Here is a 17,958-nt window from a genome sequence, read left to right as displayed (position 1 = left end):
AACTTTCCTTGCTTCCATTACCGAATATTAACGGAGCTCATTTTACCGGAGTTTTGCTGCCATCTGAATGCCATTCGTACACAACAAACTCAAAAGATTTCAGATCGCCGTTTTTGTCATACGCGACGTCGCCAATCGGAGTCTTGAAGGTGTTGGCGCGCAGAGCTTTGGCAACGTCGATCGGGTCTTTTGAGTCAGCCTTTTCGATACCGTCAGCAATCAATTGAACAGCTGTGTACGAAGTCAGCACGAATGGACCTGAAGGGTCTTCACCTTTTTTAGCAAAGGCATCGACCAGCGACTTGTTTTCGGCTTTCTCATCGAAGCTTGGTGGCAGGGTTACCAGCAGGCCTTCAGCGGCGTCGCCGGCGATGGTGTTGATGTCCTTGTTGCCAACACCCTCAGGGCCCATGAACTTGGCGTCCAGCTTAGCCTGTTGAGCCTGGCGCAGGATCAGACCCAGTTCCGGGTGATAGCCGCCGTAGTAGACGAAATCAACGTTTTCTTTCTTGAGCTTGGTGACCAGTGATGAAAAGTCTTTCTGGCCGGCGGTGATGCCTTCATACATCACAACGTCAATGCCGTCGTCTTCCAGCGTTGATTTAACAGCGCTTGCGATGCCTTCACCGTACTGCTGTTTGTCGTGGATAACGGCAACACGTTCAGGTTTCTGGCTGGCAATGTACTTGCCGGCGACAGGGCCTTGCATGCTGTCCAGGCCGATCGTGCGGAATACCAGCTCGTATCCGCGCTCGGTGATAGCCGGGCTGGTTGACGCAGGCGTCACCATCAGGATGCCTTCGTCCTCATAAATGTCAGAGGCAGGCTGGGTCGAGCTTGAGCACAGGTGGCCGACAACGAAGCGAACGCCTTCATTGACCATGTTGTTGGCAACCGTTACGGCCTGTTTTGGATCACAAACGTCATCCTGCTCTACCGCAACCAGCTTCTCGCCCATTACACCGCCATTGGCATTGATCTGCTCGATCGCCATGCGTGCGCCGGAAAACTGCATGTCGCCGTACTGCGCAACCGCGCCGGTCATCGGGCCGGCGATGCCGATTTTGATGTCCGCCTGGGTGACGCCAGAGGCCATCATTGCGAGTGAAGCGCTAACTCCAACAACAAGCTTGTTCAGTTTGATTTTCATGTTTATGAACCCTGCCTTAACTTTCTAAGAGACGTTAATTATGATTTTTGTATGCTATGAGGCGTGATCAGCCTATAGCGATGCAACAAACAAACACCACCGGCTCAGTGTTGTCAAGCAACATGCGAGTCACGATTCCCCTGTATACGCAGGGATCGTGCCACTCTCATCCGTTTGCATCACGCTGGCGGCGGTGTGAGGTCCGGATCATCGACTTCTTCCGGGGTGACCAGTTGCAGGAACTGGTCGAAATCCTTCAGTCGCGCGAAGCTGGGATCGACCGAGGCATCATCCCGGTAAGCTTCGGATATTTCGATGGCACTGGCCAGGGTCCGAATGGCGTCTTCCCAGCGGCCGATTTCTGCATAGGCGCAGGCCAGCTGGTAGTGCGCGTGGCCGTTGTCCGGTGCCAGTTTCAGTGCCCGCAGGCAGAGGCTGATAGCCCACAAGGGCTCATTCATTTCCAGCACAGCATCGGCTTTGAAGCTCAGCGCCTCCACGTCGTCTGGGCGCAGAAGCAGGATCTGGTCGTAAGTGGATACCTTATTCTGCTGTGATGTTTCCTGGCTGGCTTTCAGCCACAGCGAATGCACTTCGTTAGTGCGTTCGATCTCTTCCTGGTTCTGATTGATGATGTCCGATTTCTGTCGAAGCTGTTCCTCGATGAACTGCAGTCGCTTTTCGTATTCAGCGACGAGTTCATTCATGCGGCTTTCAGCAACGCTGGAGAGTTGGTTGCGCATATCCCGGATCGAGTTCCAGCCGATAATGACCAGTATCGAAGTGGCACCGGCTATCAGATAAAAGAAATAGGTGACCGTGTCGGTGGCGTAGGACATGGTTTTGTCTGCGACTGTCAGTTCCTTGTCGACCACTTTCTCGATCAGCTCGGCACGCGTGTTGAGCAGGTCCGAGCGCAGCGTTTTGACTTCATCAAGCAGATAGCGTTCAACAAACGGGTTGTACAGTGGTTCTTCGAGATGATTGATGCGTTCAGTGACGTCCTGAGCTGTTGCCCCTTGAGGTGGGCTGGGCTGGGGGGCGTCAGGGCCGCCGGGCTGACTCATGTCCTGCGCAAGGGCAGGCGCTGTGCCGTACATCAACATGGCCATCAACACCAGTGTGATCAGGTTCGGGGGTGTGGGGGCCGGGCGCTGTGTGTTTACGTGCCGCGGAGTCAGTCTGTTCATGATCATCCTGTTCTTGTTTCGTTGACCTGTCAGGGTTGAATGCTTGCGGTCACAAGGGCGATGACGATGTCGTGCGGGATCATATCCCGTTGAAATGGCTCGTCAGAACGCCCAATTGACGTTGATAACCCAAGCATAGTGCCTGACGCAGCCGGGTGAGGCAAAAGGCGAAACAAAACGACACAAAGGGCAGGTGTTAGACTTTATTTTGGAAAATAGTTAGAGTTGTAAATAATTGAGCGCCGTTGCGCGGTTTCATATTCTCGCCTGTTCTCCAATCAGAGCACAAGGCGCCGCTTCGATGTTGGTCTGGTATGGTGCCAGACGGACTCGGGTCGGGTTAAGAGTGGTTATGTCTGTAAAGAAAGTTTTGTCATCAAAAAGTCTGCGCCTTTATAATCGCGAACTCGCCGAACCCGTCGCGTGGGATTTAACCATGAATAATTATGAGCAGGTGCTTGTCGCTCTCAGGCGCGTCATCCGTGCCACAGATCTTCATTCAAAGCGCTTGAGCAAGAACGCCGGACTAACGGCACCCCAGCTCCTGATCATGCGGACCATCCGCGATCTTGGTCAGGTCACCATCGGCACGATTGCTGACAAGGTCAGCCTCAGTCAGGCCACGGTGACGACAATTCTCGACCGGCTGGAACATCGCAAACTGGTTTATCGGGTTCGCAGTACCACCGACAAGCGCAAGGTGCATGCCCACCTGACCGACGATGGCGCGGCGTTGCTCGCCAGCGCTCCGCAGCCATTGCAGGAAGAGTTCATCGAAAAGTTCCAGAGCCTGCACGAGTGGGAGCAGAACATGATCGTCTCATCGCTCCAGCGTGTCGCCAATATGATGGATGCGGATCATATCGATGCATCCCCTGTGCTGGATGTCGGGCCGATCAACCGTGAAGACGGATGGAAGGCTGGTAAGACCCAGGCGAGCTGAGTAGCGCTGCAGCTCACTGGGGCCATCGCCCCCTATTTCCCTTCAGCGCGGGGTTGATTCCTTTTCCGGATAACCCTGGCGCCTTTGCAATTACCTGAAACACTGTGACATTGATCAGGCTCATCGGCATGCGGACATTCAGCGCGTCCTCGCGGCAGCGAAACCTGCGTCGTCTATAGTCGGTGGTACGGTATCAGTTCGTCCCGAGCTGTGAGCATTCAATGGCCAATAACTGAGGTGAGTTTATGCGCCGAAACCTTCCCGTCACCCAGCGCCATATTGATATGGCGAATGATGGGCGCCTGATTACGACTACCAATCTCAAAGGTGTCATCACGTACTGCAACGACGAGTTTGTTGCCATCAGCGGTTTCTCCCGTGAAGAGTTGGTTGGCCAAGCCCATAATATTATCCGTCATCCGGATATGCCGCAGTCAGTTTTCAAGCATATGTGGGACACCCTGAAGTCCGGCACTGCGTGGATGGGGATCGTCAAAAACCGCTGCAAGAACGGCGATCATTATTGGGTGAGCGCCTATGTGACGCCGGTTCGTGAAAACGGCGAGTTGGTGGGATACGAGTCAGTGCGCACCTGTCCGACCGAGAGTCAGATCAAGCGGGCGGAGGCGCTTTATATCAAACTGAACGCTGGTAAAACCAGTGTGTTGGCAAACGCGCGACTGGCAAATCTGGCGGCACTGGCGATCCCGCTAGTGGTGGCCGCGGTGGTCAGCGTTGCTGCGATCTTCTGGCTGGCGCCGGTGGCAGCTTCTGTTGTGGTCGTTATTGCACAGTTGATCTCAGGCCTGGGGCTGCGCAAGCTGATCGACGGGCGAATGCAGGCCCTCCTGGCGTTGCGAGAGGATGCGTTTACAGATCCGTTGATCGCCATGACATACACCAATCAGCGTGGTCGGTATGGGCAGATGGCGATGTTGCTGATCAGCGAGGAGGCCAGGTTAAGGACCGCGCTGGCACGCATCGAGGATCAGGCTGGCATTCTTGCGGGTCACGCGACAAAAAGTCACGAAGCCATCAATGAGGGTGCGAGTTTTATCGCTCGCCAACGTACTGAGACAGATCTGGTTGCTTCCGCCATTAACCAAATGACGGCGTCGATCCAGGAGGTAGCGGAGAATGTCTCAAGTAACGCAAAAGAGGCAGAGACAGCCAATGAGCATGCGGCTCAAGGTGCCAGCCTCTCCCGCGAAGCTCTGAAGGCTATTGAAACGCTGGTTGAGCGCGTTCATGAGGTGGGCAATGCGGTGGAGTCGCTCGGGCGTTCTACTGAAAGCATCGGCGAGGCGGCCAATCTGATCTCTGAAATTGCCGAGCAAACCAACCTGCTTGCCCTCAATGCCGCCATTGAGGCTGCAAGAGCCGGTGACCAGGGGCGAGGTTTTGCGGTTGTCGCTGATGAGGTCAGATCGCTGGCGGGCCGGACCCGGGAATCGACAAGTCGGATTCACAATGTGATAGAAGAGTTCCGTAGCCAAGTTGGAACCGCAGTCGGCGCAGCGCGTGAAGGTGAGGTGGTTGCCGGCGCCGGGCTTGACCGGGTGCGCGAGGCGGAACACGCATTGTCTGAAATCGTAGAGGCCATCAGCCGTATTACGGATCGTTTTCTGCAAATGTCCGCAGCGGTGGAGCAGCAAAGTCAGGTGTCAGAGGAAATTAACCGTCAGGTCGTCAACATAGCCGAGCTGGCGGACAGCAGTACCCGCCGGGCGGAAACGGCCGATCAGGCCAGTGAGGAAGTGAAAGTGTTTTCTGACGGGCTGCACGACCTTGTAGCACGCTTTATTGGCCGCAAAGGTAAGCGCAAATAAGCCGTTGGCGAGGCAAAAAAAAGGGCGCCTCAATGGGCGCCCAACGGGCTCTTCTCAGATGACAGACACGTAACATGAATAGCAACATGATATGTGTAAATTCGATGGTAATTAGTTTAAGTAATGAGTCTTGATTGAACCATAGTGGATTGCGCGTACGGGTTATGCGTAAGGCTTCAGATCAATTCCATCATTTGCCTGAAGCCTCTGACAGCGTCAGTGGACGCGAGTTCCTCCCCGGGGCTTATGGCCGAAGCAAATGCTGGATACATCCGAAAAGTGTTTGGCAAAGTGTACTTCTATCCCTTCGCGCAGATAGTCCGGTAATTCCTCAAAATCCCCCCGATTCGCCTCAGGCAATACCAGTGTGTTCAGCTTCTGGCGACGAGCCGCGATTACTTTTTCACGGATGCCCCCCACTGGCAGTACCTGACCGGTCAGTGTTAACTCGCCTGTCATGGCGATACCCGGTTGCGGCGATTCTTTGCGGGCAATCGACAAGAGCGCTGTTGCCATGGTCACGCCGGCACTGGGGCCGTCTTTGGGCGTTGCCCCCTCCGGTACGTGCAGGTGGACAAATGACTTGTCAAAGAAACCGGGGTCGCCCTTGTAGCGCTTCAGGTTCGAAGCGATATAGCTGTATGCGATTTCAGCCGATTCGCGCATCACATCACCCAGTTGGCCGGTCAGCTTGAAGCCCCGTTGGCTGGCGTGAATGCGCGACGCCTCAATGCTCAGGGTGGCGCCGCCCATGGCGGTCCAGGCAAGGCCTGTCACCACGCCGATGCCTTTAAGCGATTTTTCCTTGCGGAAGGTTGGCTGGCCCAGGTAGTCCTGCACATCGCCAACGCCGACTTTGACCGGTGTGTCCGGTTGTTGCAGCAACTTGACGATGCCTTTGCGCACCACCTTGTGTAGCTGCTTTTCGAGATTCCGAACACCGGCCTCCCGTGCATATCCGTCGATGATCTGGCGAATCGCCGCATCGGTTATGTTCAATTGCTTCTTCAGCAGCCCGGCGCGCTTGAGTAGCCTGGGAAGCAGGTGATGCTTGGCGATGACCTGCTTTTCTTCTGCGATATAGCCGGACAGGCGAATGATATCCATGCGGTCGAGCAGCGGCCGGGGGATGGTGTCCAGCTGGTTTGCCGTGCAGATGAAAAGAACTTTTGACAGGTCGGTGCGGACATCCAGATAGTGATCCAGAAAGTCACGATTCTGCTCCGGATCCAGCGTTTCCAGTAACGCCGAGGCGGGATCACCCTGGAAGGAGGCGCCGATTTTATCGATCTCGTCCAGCATGATCACCGGGTTTGATACCTTGCTGTCTTTCAGAGCCTGCACCAGTTTGCCCGGCATTGCACCGATATAGGTGCGCCGGTGGCCCTTGATCTCGGCTTCATCCCGCATGCCGCCGAGGCTGAATCGATAGAATGTTCGGCCAAGGGCGTCTGCTACCGAGCGGCCGATAGAGGTTTTGCCAACCCCCGGCGGGCCGACAAGCAATATGATTGAGCCCGACACCTCTCCACGATAGGCCCCTTCGGCGAGGAATTCGATAATGCGGTCTTTAACGTCTTCGAGGCCGTCATGGTCACGGTCGAGCACCTGTCGCGCACTCGACAGGTCAAAATGATCTTCGGAATACTGACCCCAGGGCACCTGGGTGAGCCAGTCGAGATAATTACGCGTGACGCCGTATTCGGGAGATCCCTGTTCCAGAACCGATAGCTTGCGAACCTCTTCGTCAAAGCGCTCCTGAACGTGCTCAGGCGGTGAAAGGGCGGCCATTCGGTCATTGAAGCGCTCGACATCGGCAGTTTTGTCATCCTTTGCCATGCCGAGTTCGCGTTGTATGACCTTGAGTTGTTCGCGCAGGAAGAAGTCTCGCTGGTGCTTTTGCACCTTGGTATTCACTTCGTCGTTGATCTCTGCCTGCAGGCGGGCGACCTCCTGCTCCTTGCGCATCAGCAGCAGTACTTTTTCCATGCGCCTCAGCAGCGGAACCGTATTGATTACATCCTGCAGTTCACGGCCGGCAGCGCTGGTCATGGATGCGCCGAAATCGGCCAGCGGTGAACTGTCATCAGGTCCGAAGCGCGACAGGTATTGCTTGACCTCCTCGCCATACAGCGGGTTGGTCCGCAGAAGATCCTTGATCGCGCTGATGATGGCCAGGGTATAGGCCTTCAGCTCATCCGCTTCTTCTTCAGGCTCATCGGGATAGGTGACTTCTACCAGATACGGCGGGCTGTGCTGAAGCCATTTGGTTATCCGGAACCGCCGCAGGCCCTGGGCTATGAACTGTATCTTGCCGCCTTCCTGCTGGTGGTTGTGTATGCGCACAGCGCAGCCCATGACTTCAAGGTCATCGCTGTCCGGGGCGGGGTGTTCTTCCTCCGAGTCGACAAAACAGAGACCGAGTACATGGTGGTTGGACTCGCCGACTTTCTGGATGGTTTCACTCCAGGGGTTCTGGTTGACCACCACTGGCTGCACCTGTGCAGGGAAGAACGGCCGATTGGAGATTGGTAGCAGGTACATGCGCTTGGGTAAGTGCTGTCGGCTGATGGCAAGACCTCGATGGTTCTCTTCCTTGCCAATGAACTCCATGCTCTCATCACCGTGTTGTTGATCAGTCATCGTCGCTCTCTGTTGCCGGGCATCAAAAGTCGGTTGTGTGGTGGCGTCGGGCCGGGTCATCTGAACCCTGCCGCCTTTGATTGATGTAGCGGCGCTACGTTCGATTTCAAGCCCTGTGCCCTGATCAGGCCGGTTGCAAGTGCACCGGCCGGTCGCTGGCCTTGAAATTGCCTTCGCCGGCTCCATGTTAAGGAATCAATCACCCGGTCTTTTTATGTCTCTCGATAAGGCCAATATCAACCGAACAAGGGTTTGTGCATGAGCGAGTCACCTCATATCTTCGAAGCCACACTGGAAAACTTTCAGGAAAAGGTCATGCAGGCCTCAATGGAAACGCCTGTGCTGGTGGATGTCTGGGCTGACTGGTGCGAGCCCTGCAAACAGTTGATGCCCCACCTTGAAAAGCTGGCGACGGAATACAAAGGTGCGTTTCTGTTGGCCAAGGTCAATGCTGACGAGCAGCAGGAACTGAGCGGGCATCTTGGTGTGCGCAGCCTGCCGACGGTTATTCTGGTCAAGGGTGGCCAGGCGGTTGACGGTTTTAACGGCGCACTCCCGGAAGGCGAGATTCGCAAGGTGCTTGAAAAGCACGTGGAAGCTCCAGCTGAAAATCCGCACGACAAAGCGAACCGGCTTTGGGAAGAGGGGGATCTCGACGGTGCGCTGACGATTCTGGTTCAGATGAATCAGGATGATCCTCAAAATATCGCCGTACTGATTGATCTGGCGCAGATCAAGGCGGAACTGGGCGATACCGACACGGCCCAGCAGATTCTCGACAGCCTGGCGCCGGAAGATAAAATGCAAAGCCATGCCAAGCAGCTGGCGGCGCGACTGAAGTTTATGAAACAGGCCGGCGAATTGCCGCCGATGGCGGAGCTGGAAGCCCGGCTTGAGTCGAATCCGAAAGATTGCGATGCGTTGCATCAACTGGCCCTTCAGCATGTCCTCAAGGACAACAATGCAGAGGCGATGGATCTGCTGATTCGATTGATGCAGGCCGATAGTCAGTATAAGGATGGCATCGCCAAAACCACGCTGGTGGAGCTATTCGATAAGCTGGGCAACAACAACCCTGATGTCCGGACCTATCGTCGTAAGTTGTACACGTTAATGCACTAGTCAATCGGGACGGCCGCTGGGGGCGGCAACGCGATGCTCAAGTTACCACCCCAACCCGATTCCTGTGAGCTTTGCCGGCGGCCCGTGGCCAAGCTCACCCGTCACCACCTCATTCCCCGTCGCCTCCACAGTAAACGGCGTTTTCTGAAGCTGTTCAGCCGGGAGGACATGATTACCCGCACGCTTTGGGTGTGCCGACCTTGCCATAATGCGATTCATCGCACCTGTTCCGAGTATGAGCTTGGCCTGACATTCAATTCCCGCGAGAAGTTGCTGGAGCTAGAGGAGCTTCGGGTATTTGTCGAATGGCTGCGGGACAAGCCGGAAGGTTTTGTGCCCAAAGGGCATCGCCGGAGTCAGAATTAGCGGCGATCCGGATCGGACACAAAAAAGCCGGACACGTGGTCCGGCTTTTACATTCAGGTGGCAGCGGGCTTAGCCGTTTCCTTTGCGCATCTGCTCGTACTCGTCTTCAAAGAAGAACTTCTCCTCGCCAAACGCCGGTTCCAGTTCATGCAGCCAGGTCGCGGTGTCGCTGTATTTGGCAAAGAAAGGCCGCTGAACCCAATCTGGATTACGCCCCTGCAGGAAGCGCAGCACAAAGACTTTCTCGCCTTTTATGTCCGCAATTCCCTGAATTTCCACTTTGCCTGGGCCCGCACTCATTGACGGGCCGCGAGCGGTGCGGCCAAGCCCGGAAACCTTCTTGATCGCTTCGCGGTAAATCTCGTAAGCCTCGGCCAGCGGTACTTCAAAGTAGTTCTTGGCGCCGGTGTCGCGCTCCACAAACATGTAGTAGGGAATAATGCCCAGCTGAACCTGCTTCTTCCACATCTTCGCCCAGGCATCGGCGTCGTCGTTGACGTGCTTGATCAGCGGGCCCTGCGCGCGGATTTCGGCACCGGTTGAGCGAATCCGGCGGATGGCTTCTTCAGCGATATCCGTGGTGATTTCCTGCCAGTGGTTGTAGTGCGCCATGATCGCGACGTGCTTGCCGCCTTCAGCCAGACGTGCGAACAGGTCAATCAGCTCATCGGCATCCTTGTCCGTCACAAACCGATAGGGCCAGAAGGTGAGTGCTTTGGTGCCGATACGAATGGTCTGTACGTGATCGAATTCCGGCTCCAGCAACGCCTCCAGATATTGCACCAGATGCTTGGTCTTCATCACCATCGGGTCGCCACCGGTCATCAGCAGGTCTGAAATCTCGGTGTGTTCTTTCAGATAGCCATGCATCTTTTCGGCGTCGGTGCTGGCCATTTTCAGATCCTTGTCACCTACGAACTGCGCCCAACGGAAGCAGAATGTGCAATAGGAGTGACAGGTTTGGCCCTGCGAGGGGAAGAACAGCATGGTCTCGCGGTACTTGTGCTGCACACCGTCGAGCACTTCACCGTCCAGCGTGGGCATGTTCATTTCCATCTGACCTGCCGGGTGAGGGTTCAGATCTTCCCGCAGTATCTTGGCAAGCGCCTGGATTTTTTTCTTGTCGGCGCCGGAACGATGCAGTTCGGCCATCTGGTCGTAGTGCTCGGGCCTGAGCATTTCGCGCTGCGGGAATACCAGCTGGTAGATCGGATCATTCGGTACCTTGTCCCAGTTGATCAGCTCGTTGATGACATATTCATTGACCCGAAACGGCAGCACGCTGGCGACCACTTTCATTTCGAACAGGGTTTCTTCGGGAAGTGACTGAATAACGTCGATCTTGTCCATCTGGCGGTCGGTGTATACCTGAAAGCGACGTTCTTCAAACTCCACAGCGGGAATGCGATCTGGAAATCTGACGATGGAGTTCATGCGAGGTCCTCTTACGTTAGTGCATTGATCGCTGCCATCGGCAATGTCGCAACAGGCGAACCGATCAATCAGAAGAATTTCAAAGGGGCATGGACGGAGTGGGGCTCGCGTCATCTGTGCGAGTAAACAATAGCGATCTGTCGTGCGTTCACCACCCTCCTGGAGCCCCGATCAAAACGGCAGAGGAGTATACCGGAACCCGAAAGTGTTTTCAGCTCTAATGAAAATGGAGCGGGCATTGAACGCAATATCAGCTGGTTAGGGGCTGTTTTCGAGGCGCATCGCCAGAATTTTCGTTGAAAGATCGGCTTTTGTATTCTGGTTGCCACTGAAATCGGCGGGGATAAGAAACGTTTTTATTTAGAGTGGTAAGCAAAAATCGGTGTTTCTACAATTCGTGGCGGGACAATCCGGGTTGGCGCTGCGGCCCTCAAACCGGCGCTCACTCACGCCGGCATAAATAAACAATCAGCTCTCTGGGCCCGTGAGCGCCATAAGCCAGCGTCTGCTGAATATCCGCTGTCTTTGACGGGCCTGAAATGAAGATCAGATTGGTTGGCAGGGATTTGTTTTCATAGTGGGCAAGGGCTTGATGCAGGCTGCCCACGACGCTGTCTTCGTCGATGACAACAACGTGAACCGGGGGCACCAGCGACAGGGTGCGCGGAACCTGAGGACTGCTTTCAACAACCAGTGTGCCCGTTTCCGCTATGCCCGCGCGGGCCCTGCAAAGCGCCACTTCAGCCGCATCGAACAAGGGGGCTTTCTGGCTATCCCAATCACTGAAAACAGTTGTTGCGGGCGCTGAGTCGTGTGCCTGCCATGTGCGCCCCACATCGTCCTCGCCGATCCACCAGTTTGCCCAGCCGCGCTCGCGCGCCAGCTTGGCGAGATCGTCGGCCCACTGGCCGGTGGTAGAGCGAAAAACCCGCGCATGGGCCGCTTCGAGGGCCGAAACCATAACGTCCAGATCCGGCGTGACGGCGTCAGATGCACGCTCTGCCGCGAAGGCTGCGGTGTTAGCCGGGGATGCCGCCCGTCCGTGACGGAGCCGGGAAAGAATAGCGTTCTTACTGCTCACGGGCGGACCCCTTCTGGCGCGCGCGTTCGCGTTGCTGCAGGGTCTCATGCAATGTTCTGGCGGCGGGTCGCAATGGTGACCGGTGCCGCGTCCACGCGCGCGGTAGTGGCGGCATCAGCCGGCGCAGTCGGGTGGCCATCAGGGTCGACAACCGGTATAGCCGGGGATGGGTGTGAATGCTGAGCCATGTTGCCCAGATGGTCGCCTCAATCCATTTGCGTTGTTTGCCCTGGCCACGGACCGGGCTGGCCGTTCTGGAAACGCCATCGTGCCGCAAGCGCCGGATGAGATCTGGAAGCGGAATTTTGACCGGGCAGGCTTCGCCGCAGGCGCCGTTAAGCGAACAGGCCTGAGTCAGCTTTCCGGCTTTATCGAGCCCCAGCAGTTGAGGCATCACCACTTGCCCGATGGGCCCGGGGTAGACTGTGCCGTAGGCATGGCCACCCAGACGCTCGTATACAGGACAGTGGTTCATGCAGGCACCGCAGCGAATGCAGCGCAGGGTTTCTCGCAGCTGGCGGTCGGCATAGATCCGGCTGCGGCCATTGTCGAGCAGCACCAGGTGCACCTGCCTCGGGCCGTCAATTTCGTCAGGCTTGCGCGGTCCGCTTATCAGGTTCAGGTAGGTGGTGATTGGCTGGCCGGTTGCCGAGCGGGTCAGGAGCCGGTAGAGATCTGGCAGGTCTGTCAGTTTTTCAATGACTTTCTCTATGCCCATCACTGCAACGTGTGTGTCGGGTACTGTGGTCGACATACGGCCATTGCCTTCGTTTTCTACCAGGCAAAGTGTGCCGGTTTCTGCGATGGCGAAGTTAACTCCCGAGATGCCGATATCCGCGTCAGCAAAAGCACGCCGTAAAACCCGGCGTCCGATGCCGATCAGTTCATCGACATCTTCGGTATAGGGGGTGTCGGGGATTTGCTCGGCAAACTGGCGGGCAATGCTGGCTTTGTTGCGATGAATCGCCGGCATGATGATGTGAGATGGCGTCTCTTGGGCCTGCTGCACGATGTACTCGCCCATATCTGATTCAAGGCAAGAGAATCCTGCATTTTCAAAGGCTGTGTTGAGGCCGATTTCTTCAGTCGCCATCGACTTGCCTTTGACTACCCGTTTACCGCCGGTTTTACGGGCAACTCCGGTGATGATCTCGTTGGCCTCAGCCGCGTCCTCCGCCCAGTGCACGCGGATACCGTTGTGCTGGCACTGGCCTTCTAGCTGCTCCAGCAAGTCCGGGAGCTGTGCCAGAGCGCGTTCCCGAATGGCGGCGCCACGGGTGCGCAGGGCGTCCAGCGCATCGGGGTCGGGGAATTGCTGGCGGCGTTTTTCCCGCAGGAATGTCATCGCGCCGTGGAAGCTCTCCCGCAGCTCCTTGTTGCCCAACGCCTCCTGAATGCGAACGCCGAAATTCTGGTCCGGGTTGGGGCTGAAGCCACTCATGAGGCATCTCCGCTGGTTCGGCGCAATAGAAACTCGGCAAGATGCTCGGCGGGCATCGCGTCTGGATTCCGGTGCTTTAGAGCGCCGTGGATATTCATCAGGCAGCCACAATCGCTGCTGAGCAAAGTGCTGGCGCCCGTTGCGTTAACCGCTGCGCACTTGTCAGCGACCATGGCCTCCGATATGTCCGACATTTTCACGGCGAAGGTTCCGCCAAAGCCGCAGCAGGTTTCAGCATTTTCCGGTTCGCACACCTCGACGTTACCGAGCTGGCGGAGCAGGCTCAGCCCGTCGTCCATCACTTCCATTTCGCGTCGTGCGCTGCAGGAGGTGTGCATCACGACACGCGTCGGTTTTCCTTGATCTTCCAGCGTGATGTTCAGTACCCGGTGAAGGAATTGGTGCAGCTCATAGACCCGGGTTGCCAGCTGGTTCGCCTTTTCTTCAAGCGGGTCGCCCGCCATCAGGGCGGGATAATGTTTGCGTAGCATGCCGGCACAGGAGCCGCTCGGCACAATAATGGGAATGGGTAAATCGAATGTCTCGATCACCTGGCGTGCAATCGTGCGGGCTTCGTCGTCATAACCGGAATTGTAGGGCGGCTGGCCGCAACAGGTTTGGGCCTGGGGAAACAGCACCTCAATGCCTTCGCGCTCGAGCAGGGTGATCGCGGCCATGCCTGCGCCCGGATAGAAAACATCAATCAGGCAGGTGCCGAAGAAATAAACGCGGTCGATCGTGGGTGACATGATGCGGATCCTGTCGGTGCTGCTGCCGGGCCGGACTGATGACGGGGTAAGGCCGGCGTCAGTGGCTATCATTGTTGTTGTGTGCAGGCGTCGTTCCGGGCCGCTTTATCTTTACGCAGCCTGCGACTTGTCTCGATCAGACATTGGTCGCAGATGTCTTGTCCTGTTCATATGAAAGGCCCATTGTAGTTCAGTGTAGCGCGTTCGCCGCGTCCCTGTGAGCAAGCAAATTGTTTCAGCTGTTCTATGCTTAGGGATGATTTCGCAGGTCTGCCAGATCCGATTTTATTTAAGAACAATAGTCCAGGCCTCGCTTCTGCCTCTGCGATGCGGAGGTCTGGAAACGATTGCTATTTCCTCGCAAAACCTGACTGACACCTTTAGGAGGGTCGGATGTACCAGGACGAAGATCCTATCGAAACCCAGGAATGGATAGATTCACTGGACTCGCTGATCGAAAATGAAGGGATCGAGCGCGCCAAGTTCATCATGGAACGTCTTTCCGAGCGCGCCACCCGAGATGGCACCGAGCTGCCATACTCCATCACCACACCTTTCAGGAACACCATCCCTGTGTCGCGGGAAGCGCGCATGCCGGGCGATCTGTTCATGGAACGCCGCATCCGCTCGCTGATTCGTTGGAATGCGCTGGCGATGGTGTTGCGGGCGAGCAAACGCCCTGGCGATCTGGGCGGGCACATCTCCACGTTCTCCTCTGCCGCCACGCTTTACGACGTAGGGTTTAACTACTTTTTCAAAGGCGGAGACGGCGATCAGGAATCGGATCTGGTCTATTTCCAGGGCCATTCCGCGCCCGGTATTTATGCTCGCTCCTATCTGGAAGGCCGGTTTACCGAAGAGCAACTGGACAAGTTCCGTGAGGAAACCGATGGCACAGGGCTGTCGTCCTATCCCCATCCCTGGTTGATGCCGGATTACTGGCAGTTCCCCACTGTTTCGATGGGGCTGGGGCCAATTCAGGCCATTTACCAGGCCCACATCATGAAGTATCTGGACAGCCGAGAGCTGATCGATAAACAGGATCGTCATGTCTGGTGTTTCGTGGGGGATGGCGAATGCGATGAGCCCGAGACGCTGGGTGCGATCGCCAAGGCGGGGCGTGAAAAGCTCGAGAACCTGATCTTCGTGGTGAACTGCAACCTTCAGCGTCTGGATGGTCCGGTCCGTGGCAACGGCAAGATTATCCAGGAACTGGAGGGCATTTTCCGGGGCGCCAACTGGAACGTCCAGAAAGTGGTCTGGGGCCGCAAGTGGGACCCGCTGTTTGAGCAGGATGACGATGGCCTGATGCAGCGCGTGATGGACGAAGTCTGTGATGGTGAATTGCAGAACTTCAAAAATAGCGGTGGCGCTTATACGCGTCAGCACTTTTTTGGCCGTTATCCGGAACTGGCCAAAATGGTGGAAGATCTGTCGGATGACGACATCATGCAGCTCAATCGCGGCGGTCATGATCCGTACAAGGTTTATGCGGCCTACCATAATGCGGTGAATAACAAAGAGCAGCCCACTGTGATTCTGGCCCATACCATCAAGGGCTATGGTTTCGGTGCTGCAGGTGAAGCTCAGAATACGACGCACTCCCTGAAGAAGCTGGATTATGAAGGGCTCAAGGCCTTCCGTGACCGCTTTGGCGTCCCGCTCAATGACGATGAACTGGAGGAAGTGCCTTACTATCGTCCGGCGCCGGACAGCCCTGAAATGAAGTACATGATCAAGCGCCGGCAGGAGCTGGGCGGCTTCTATCCCAAGCGCCGCACCGATAGCCAGCCGCTGAAAGTGCCTGGGCTGGATATTTTCCAGAAAATGCTGGATGGCTCGGATGGCCGGGAAGTCTCCACCACGATGGGCTTTGTGCGCCTGCTCACCGCACTGACAAAAGACAAGCGGGTGGGCAAACGGGTAGTACCGATTGTGCCGGATGAGGCGCGTACCTTTGGTATGGAAGGCATGTTCCGCCAACTGGGTATCTACACCGCCGAGGGGCAGAAATACGTTCCCGAGGACCGTGACCAGATTATGTATTACAAGGAGGAGAAAACGGGCCAGATTCTGGAGGAGGGCATCACAGAAGCTGGCTCAATGGCAGCCTGGATAGCGGCAGCCACCTCCTATAGCACCAACAACTTCCCGTTGATTCCGTTCTATTGTTTCTATTCGATGTTCGGCTTCCAGCGGATTGGTGATCTGGCCTGGGCGGCTGGTGACATTCAGGCTCGCGGTTTCCTGATTGCGGGTACTGCCGGGCGCACCACGATTAACGGTGAAGGTCTGCAGCATCAGGACGGGCACAGCTTTATCCTGTCCCAGACCATTCCGTCCTGTGTGTCCTACGATCCTGCCTACGTCTATGAAATGGCTGTGGTGATCCACGAAGGCATGAAGCGCATGTACGAGCGCAACGAAAACGTCTTCTATTACCTCACCATGATGAATGAGAACTACGAACAGCCGGCGATGCCCAAGGGCGTAGAAGACGGCATCATTCGCGGCATGTACCTGCTGGAGTCGGTAGAAACCAAGGGTCGTAAAAAAACACCCAGGGTGCAGTTGCTTGGCAGCGGCGCCATCCTCAACGAAGTGCGGGCTGCCGCGCAATTGTTGAAGGACGATCACGGCATCGCCAGCGATGTGTGGAGTGTTACCAGCTTCAACGAACTGGCCCGGGACGGTCAGCATGTGGATCGCTGGAACCGGCTGCATCCGGATGACAAGCCCAAACAGCCTTATATCACCCAGTGTCTGGAAAAACAGAAGGGCCCGGTTGTGGCGTCCACAGATTACATGAAGCTCTACTCGGATCAGGTGCGTGCCTGGGTTCCGGCTCGTTATGAAGTGCTGGGCACGGATGGCTATGGGCGCAGTGATACCCGCGAACGTCTCCGCAGCTTCTTTGAGGTGGATCGCTATCACGTTGTGATTTCCGCGTTAACCGCGCTGGCGCGGGACGGTGAGATCGAGCAGAAGAAAGTGCTCGAAGCCATGCGCGAGTACGACATTGATCGCAACAAACCCAATCCGGCGATTAGCTGAGGAGACCGCCATGAGCGAACAGGAAATCAAGGTTCCCGATCTCGGCGGCGCGGATGAAGTTGAGATCATCGAAATTACCGTCAGCAAGGGCGATACGGTCGAGGAAGAAGATTCGATTCTGACCATAGAGTCGGACAAAGCTTCCGTTGACCTGCCTTCGCCTGCTGCTGGCAAAATCGTCAAAATCACCGTGAAGGTCGGGGACACCGTCAAAGAAGGCGATGTTGTCGGCGTCATCGACACCGATGGTTCAGACTCTGATGATGAAGAGGATGAGCCCTCCGAGGAGTCGTCAGCCTCGAAAGACGATGACACTGACGATAACGACGACAAGAAAACCAGTGAAAAAGACAGTCAACCTGCATCCGGGGGCGGCAAGTCATCAGGTGGTTCCCGCAAGGAAACCGTCAAAGTACCCGGTATGGACGGTGCTGAAGATGTGCCGATCATCGAAATCAACGTCTCGGAAGGCGATGAGGTCGAAGTGGATGATCCGCTGGTAACGGTGGAATCAGACAAAGCCACGTTCGAAATCCCGTCGCCCTATGCCGGCAAGGTTGGCAAGGTACTGGTCAGTGAGGGCGATAAGTTGTCCGAAGGTCAGGATCTGCTGGAAATGTCCGTCAGTGACGAGAGCGCTTCGGAGGATGACACGCCAGACGAGAAACCATCTTCCGGCAAGAGCAGTGACTCTGGCGAAACTGCCAAAAAGGAAAAGCCAAAGCCGAAGAAATCATCTGGCGGTAGCCGCAAGGAAACCGTCAAAGTGCCCGGGATGGATGGCGCTGAAGATGTGCCGATCATCGAAATCAACGTCTCGGAAGGTGACGAGGTCGAAGTGGATGATCCGCTGGTAACGGTGGAATCAGACAAAGCCACGTTCGAAATCCCGTCTCCCCATGCTGGCAAGATCACCAAAGTATTGGTCAGCGAAGGTGACAAGTTGTCCGAAGGGA

At 56.1% G+C, this 17,958-nt stretch carries 13 protein-coding genes; 6 read left to right on the top strand and 7 right to left on the bottom strand.

The window, feature by feature from the left end:
• Nucleotides 1-37: 37 nt before the first annotated feature.
• Together ACUN9X_RS17750 and ACUN9X_RS17745 are read right to left on the bottom strand one after the other, a co-directional pair.
• Nucleotides 38-1,150, bottom strand: coding sequence for a branched-chain amino acid ABC transporter substrate-binding protein (locus ACUN9X_RS17750; RefSeq protein ID WP_260038121.1), 1,113 nt, complete (start codon nt 1,148-1,150; stop codon nt 38-40).
• A gap of 179 nt (nt 1,151-1,329) precedes the next feature.
• On the bottom strand, nt 1,330-2,217 hold the full coding sequence (locus tag ACUN9X_RS17745) for a TPR end-of-group domain-containing protein (RefSeq protein WP_260038248.1): 888 nt from the start codon (nt 2,215-2,217) through the stop codon (nt 1,330-1,332).
• Nucleotides 2,218-2,776: 559 nt separating this feature from the next.
• Between ACUN9X_RS17745 and ACUN9X_RS17740 the strand changes: the two genes are divergently transcribed.
• Together ACUN9X_RS17740 and ACUN9X_RS17735 are read left to right on the top strand one after the other, a co-directional pair.
• Entirely contained in the window at nt 2,777-3,283 is a 507-nt protein-coding gene (locus ACUN9X_RS17740; RefSeq protein ID WP_260038120.1) for a MarR family winged helix-turn-helix transcriptional regulator, read from the top strand.
• A 245-nt stretch (nt 3,284-3,528) separates the two neighbouring features.
• Nucleotides 3,529-5,112: a methyl-accepting chemotaxis protein gene (locus ACUN9X_RS17735; RefSeq protein ID WP_445473924.1), complete on the top strand. Its 1,584-nt coding sequence runs from the start codon at nt 3,529-3,531 to the stop codon at nt 5,110-5,112.
• A gap of 216 nt (nt 5,113-5,328) precedes the next feature.
• Here the strand turns inward: ACUN9X_RS17735 and lon are convergent, their stop codons facing one another.
• On the bottom strand, nt 5,329-7,755 hold the full coding sequence (gene lon / locus ACUN9X_RS17730; protein ID WP_445473923.1) for an endopeptidase La: 2,427 nt from the start codon (nt 7,753-7,755) through the stop codon (nt 5,329-5,331).
• Nucleotides 7,756-8,013: 258 nt separating this feature from the next.
• Here lon and ACUN9X_RS17725 point away from each other — a divergent pair, with 258 nt between their 5' ends.
• Both ACUN9X_RS17725 and ACUN9X_RS17720 read left to right on the top strand, forming a co-directional pair.
• Complete coding sequence (locus ACUN9X_RS17725) at nt 8,014-8,877, top strand: tetratricopeptide repeat protein (protein WP_445473922.1); 864 nt, start codon at nt 8,014-8,016, stop codon at nt 8,875-8,877.
• A gap of 33 nt (nt 8,878-8,910) precedes the next feature.
• The gene (locus tag ACUN9X_RS17720; protein WP_445473921.1) at nt 8,911-9,243 is read left to right on the top strand and encodes a hypothetical protein; all 333 of its coding nucleotides are present in this window, start codon (nt 8,911-8,913) and stop codon (nt 9,241-9,243) included.
• Nucleotides 9,244-9,312: 69 nt separating this feature from the next.
• Here the strand turns inward: ACUN9X_RS17720 and ACUN9X_RS17715 are convergent, their stop codons facing one another.
• The 4 genes from ACUN9X_RS17715 to ACUN9X_RS17700 all read right to left on the bottom strand — a co-directional run bounded on the left by ACUN9X_RS17715 (nt 9,313) and on the right by ACUN9X_RS17700 (nt 13,948).
• The gene (locus ACUN9X_RS17715) at nt 9,313-10,677 is read right to left on the bottom strand and encodes a KamA family radical SAM protein (protein ID WP_445473920.1); all 1,365 of its coding nucleotides are present in this window, start codon (nt 10,675-10,677) and stop codon (nt 9,313-9,315) included.
• Nucleotides 10,678-11,119: 442 nt separating this feature from the next.
• Nucleotides 11,120-11,758: a LutC/YkgG family protein gene (locus ACUN9X_RS17710; protein ID WP_445473919.1), complete on the bottom strand. Its 639-nt coding sequence runs from the start codon at nt 11,756-11,758 to the stop codon at nt 11,120-11,122.
• Nucleotides 11,748-13,199, bottom strand: coding sequence for a LutB/LldF family L-lactate oxidation iron-sulfur protein (locus ACUN9X_RS17705; protein ID WP_445473918.1), 1,452 nt, complete (start codon nt 13,197-13,199; stop codon nt 11,748-11,750). The genes ACUN9X_RS17710 and ACUN9X_RS17705 overlap by 11 nt, the downstream gene beginning before the upstream one ends.
• Complete coding sequence (locus ACUN9X_RS17700; protein ID WP_445473917.1) at nt 13,196-13,948, bottom strand: (Fe-S)-binding protein; 753 nt, start codon at nt 13,946-13,948, stop codon at nt 13,196-13,198. The genes ACUN9X_RS17705 and ACUN9X_RS17700 overlap by 4 nt, the downstream gene beginning before the upstream one ends.
• Nucleotides 13,949-14,341: 393 nt before the next feature.
• Between ACUN9X_RS17700 and aceE the strand changes: the two genes are divergently transcribed.
• Together aceE and ACUN9X_RS17690 are read left to right on the top strand one after the other, a co-directional pair.
• On the top strand, nt 14,342-17,002 hold the full coding sequence (gene aceE, locus ACUN9X_RS17695) for a pyruvate dehydrogenase (acetyl-transferring), homodimeric type (protein ID WP_260038111.1): 2,661 nt from the start codon (nt 14,342-14,344) through the stop codon (nt 17,000-17,002).
• A 10-nt stretch (nt 17,003-17,012) separates the two neighbouring features.
• Nucleotides 17,013-17,958, top strand: a 946-nt coding sequence (locus ACUN9X_RS17690; RefSeq protein WP_445473916.1) for a biotin/lipoyl-containing protein, incomplete at its 3' end; no start/stop codon positions are given.

This window comes from Marinobacter sp. V032 (genome assembly GCF_052645435.1).
Note: the sequence above shows the minus strand (reverse complement) of the source record. Positions and strands in the feature narration are given on the sequence as shown.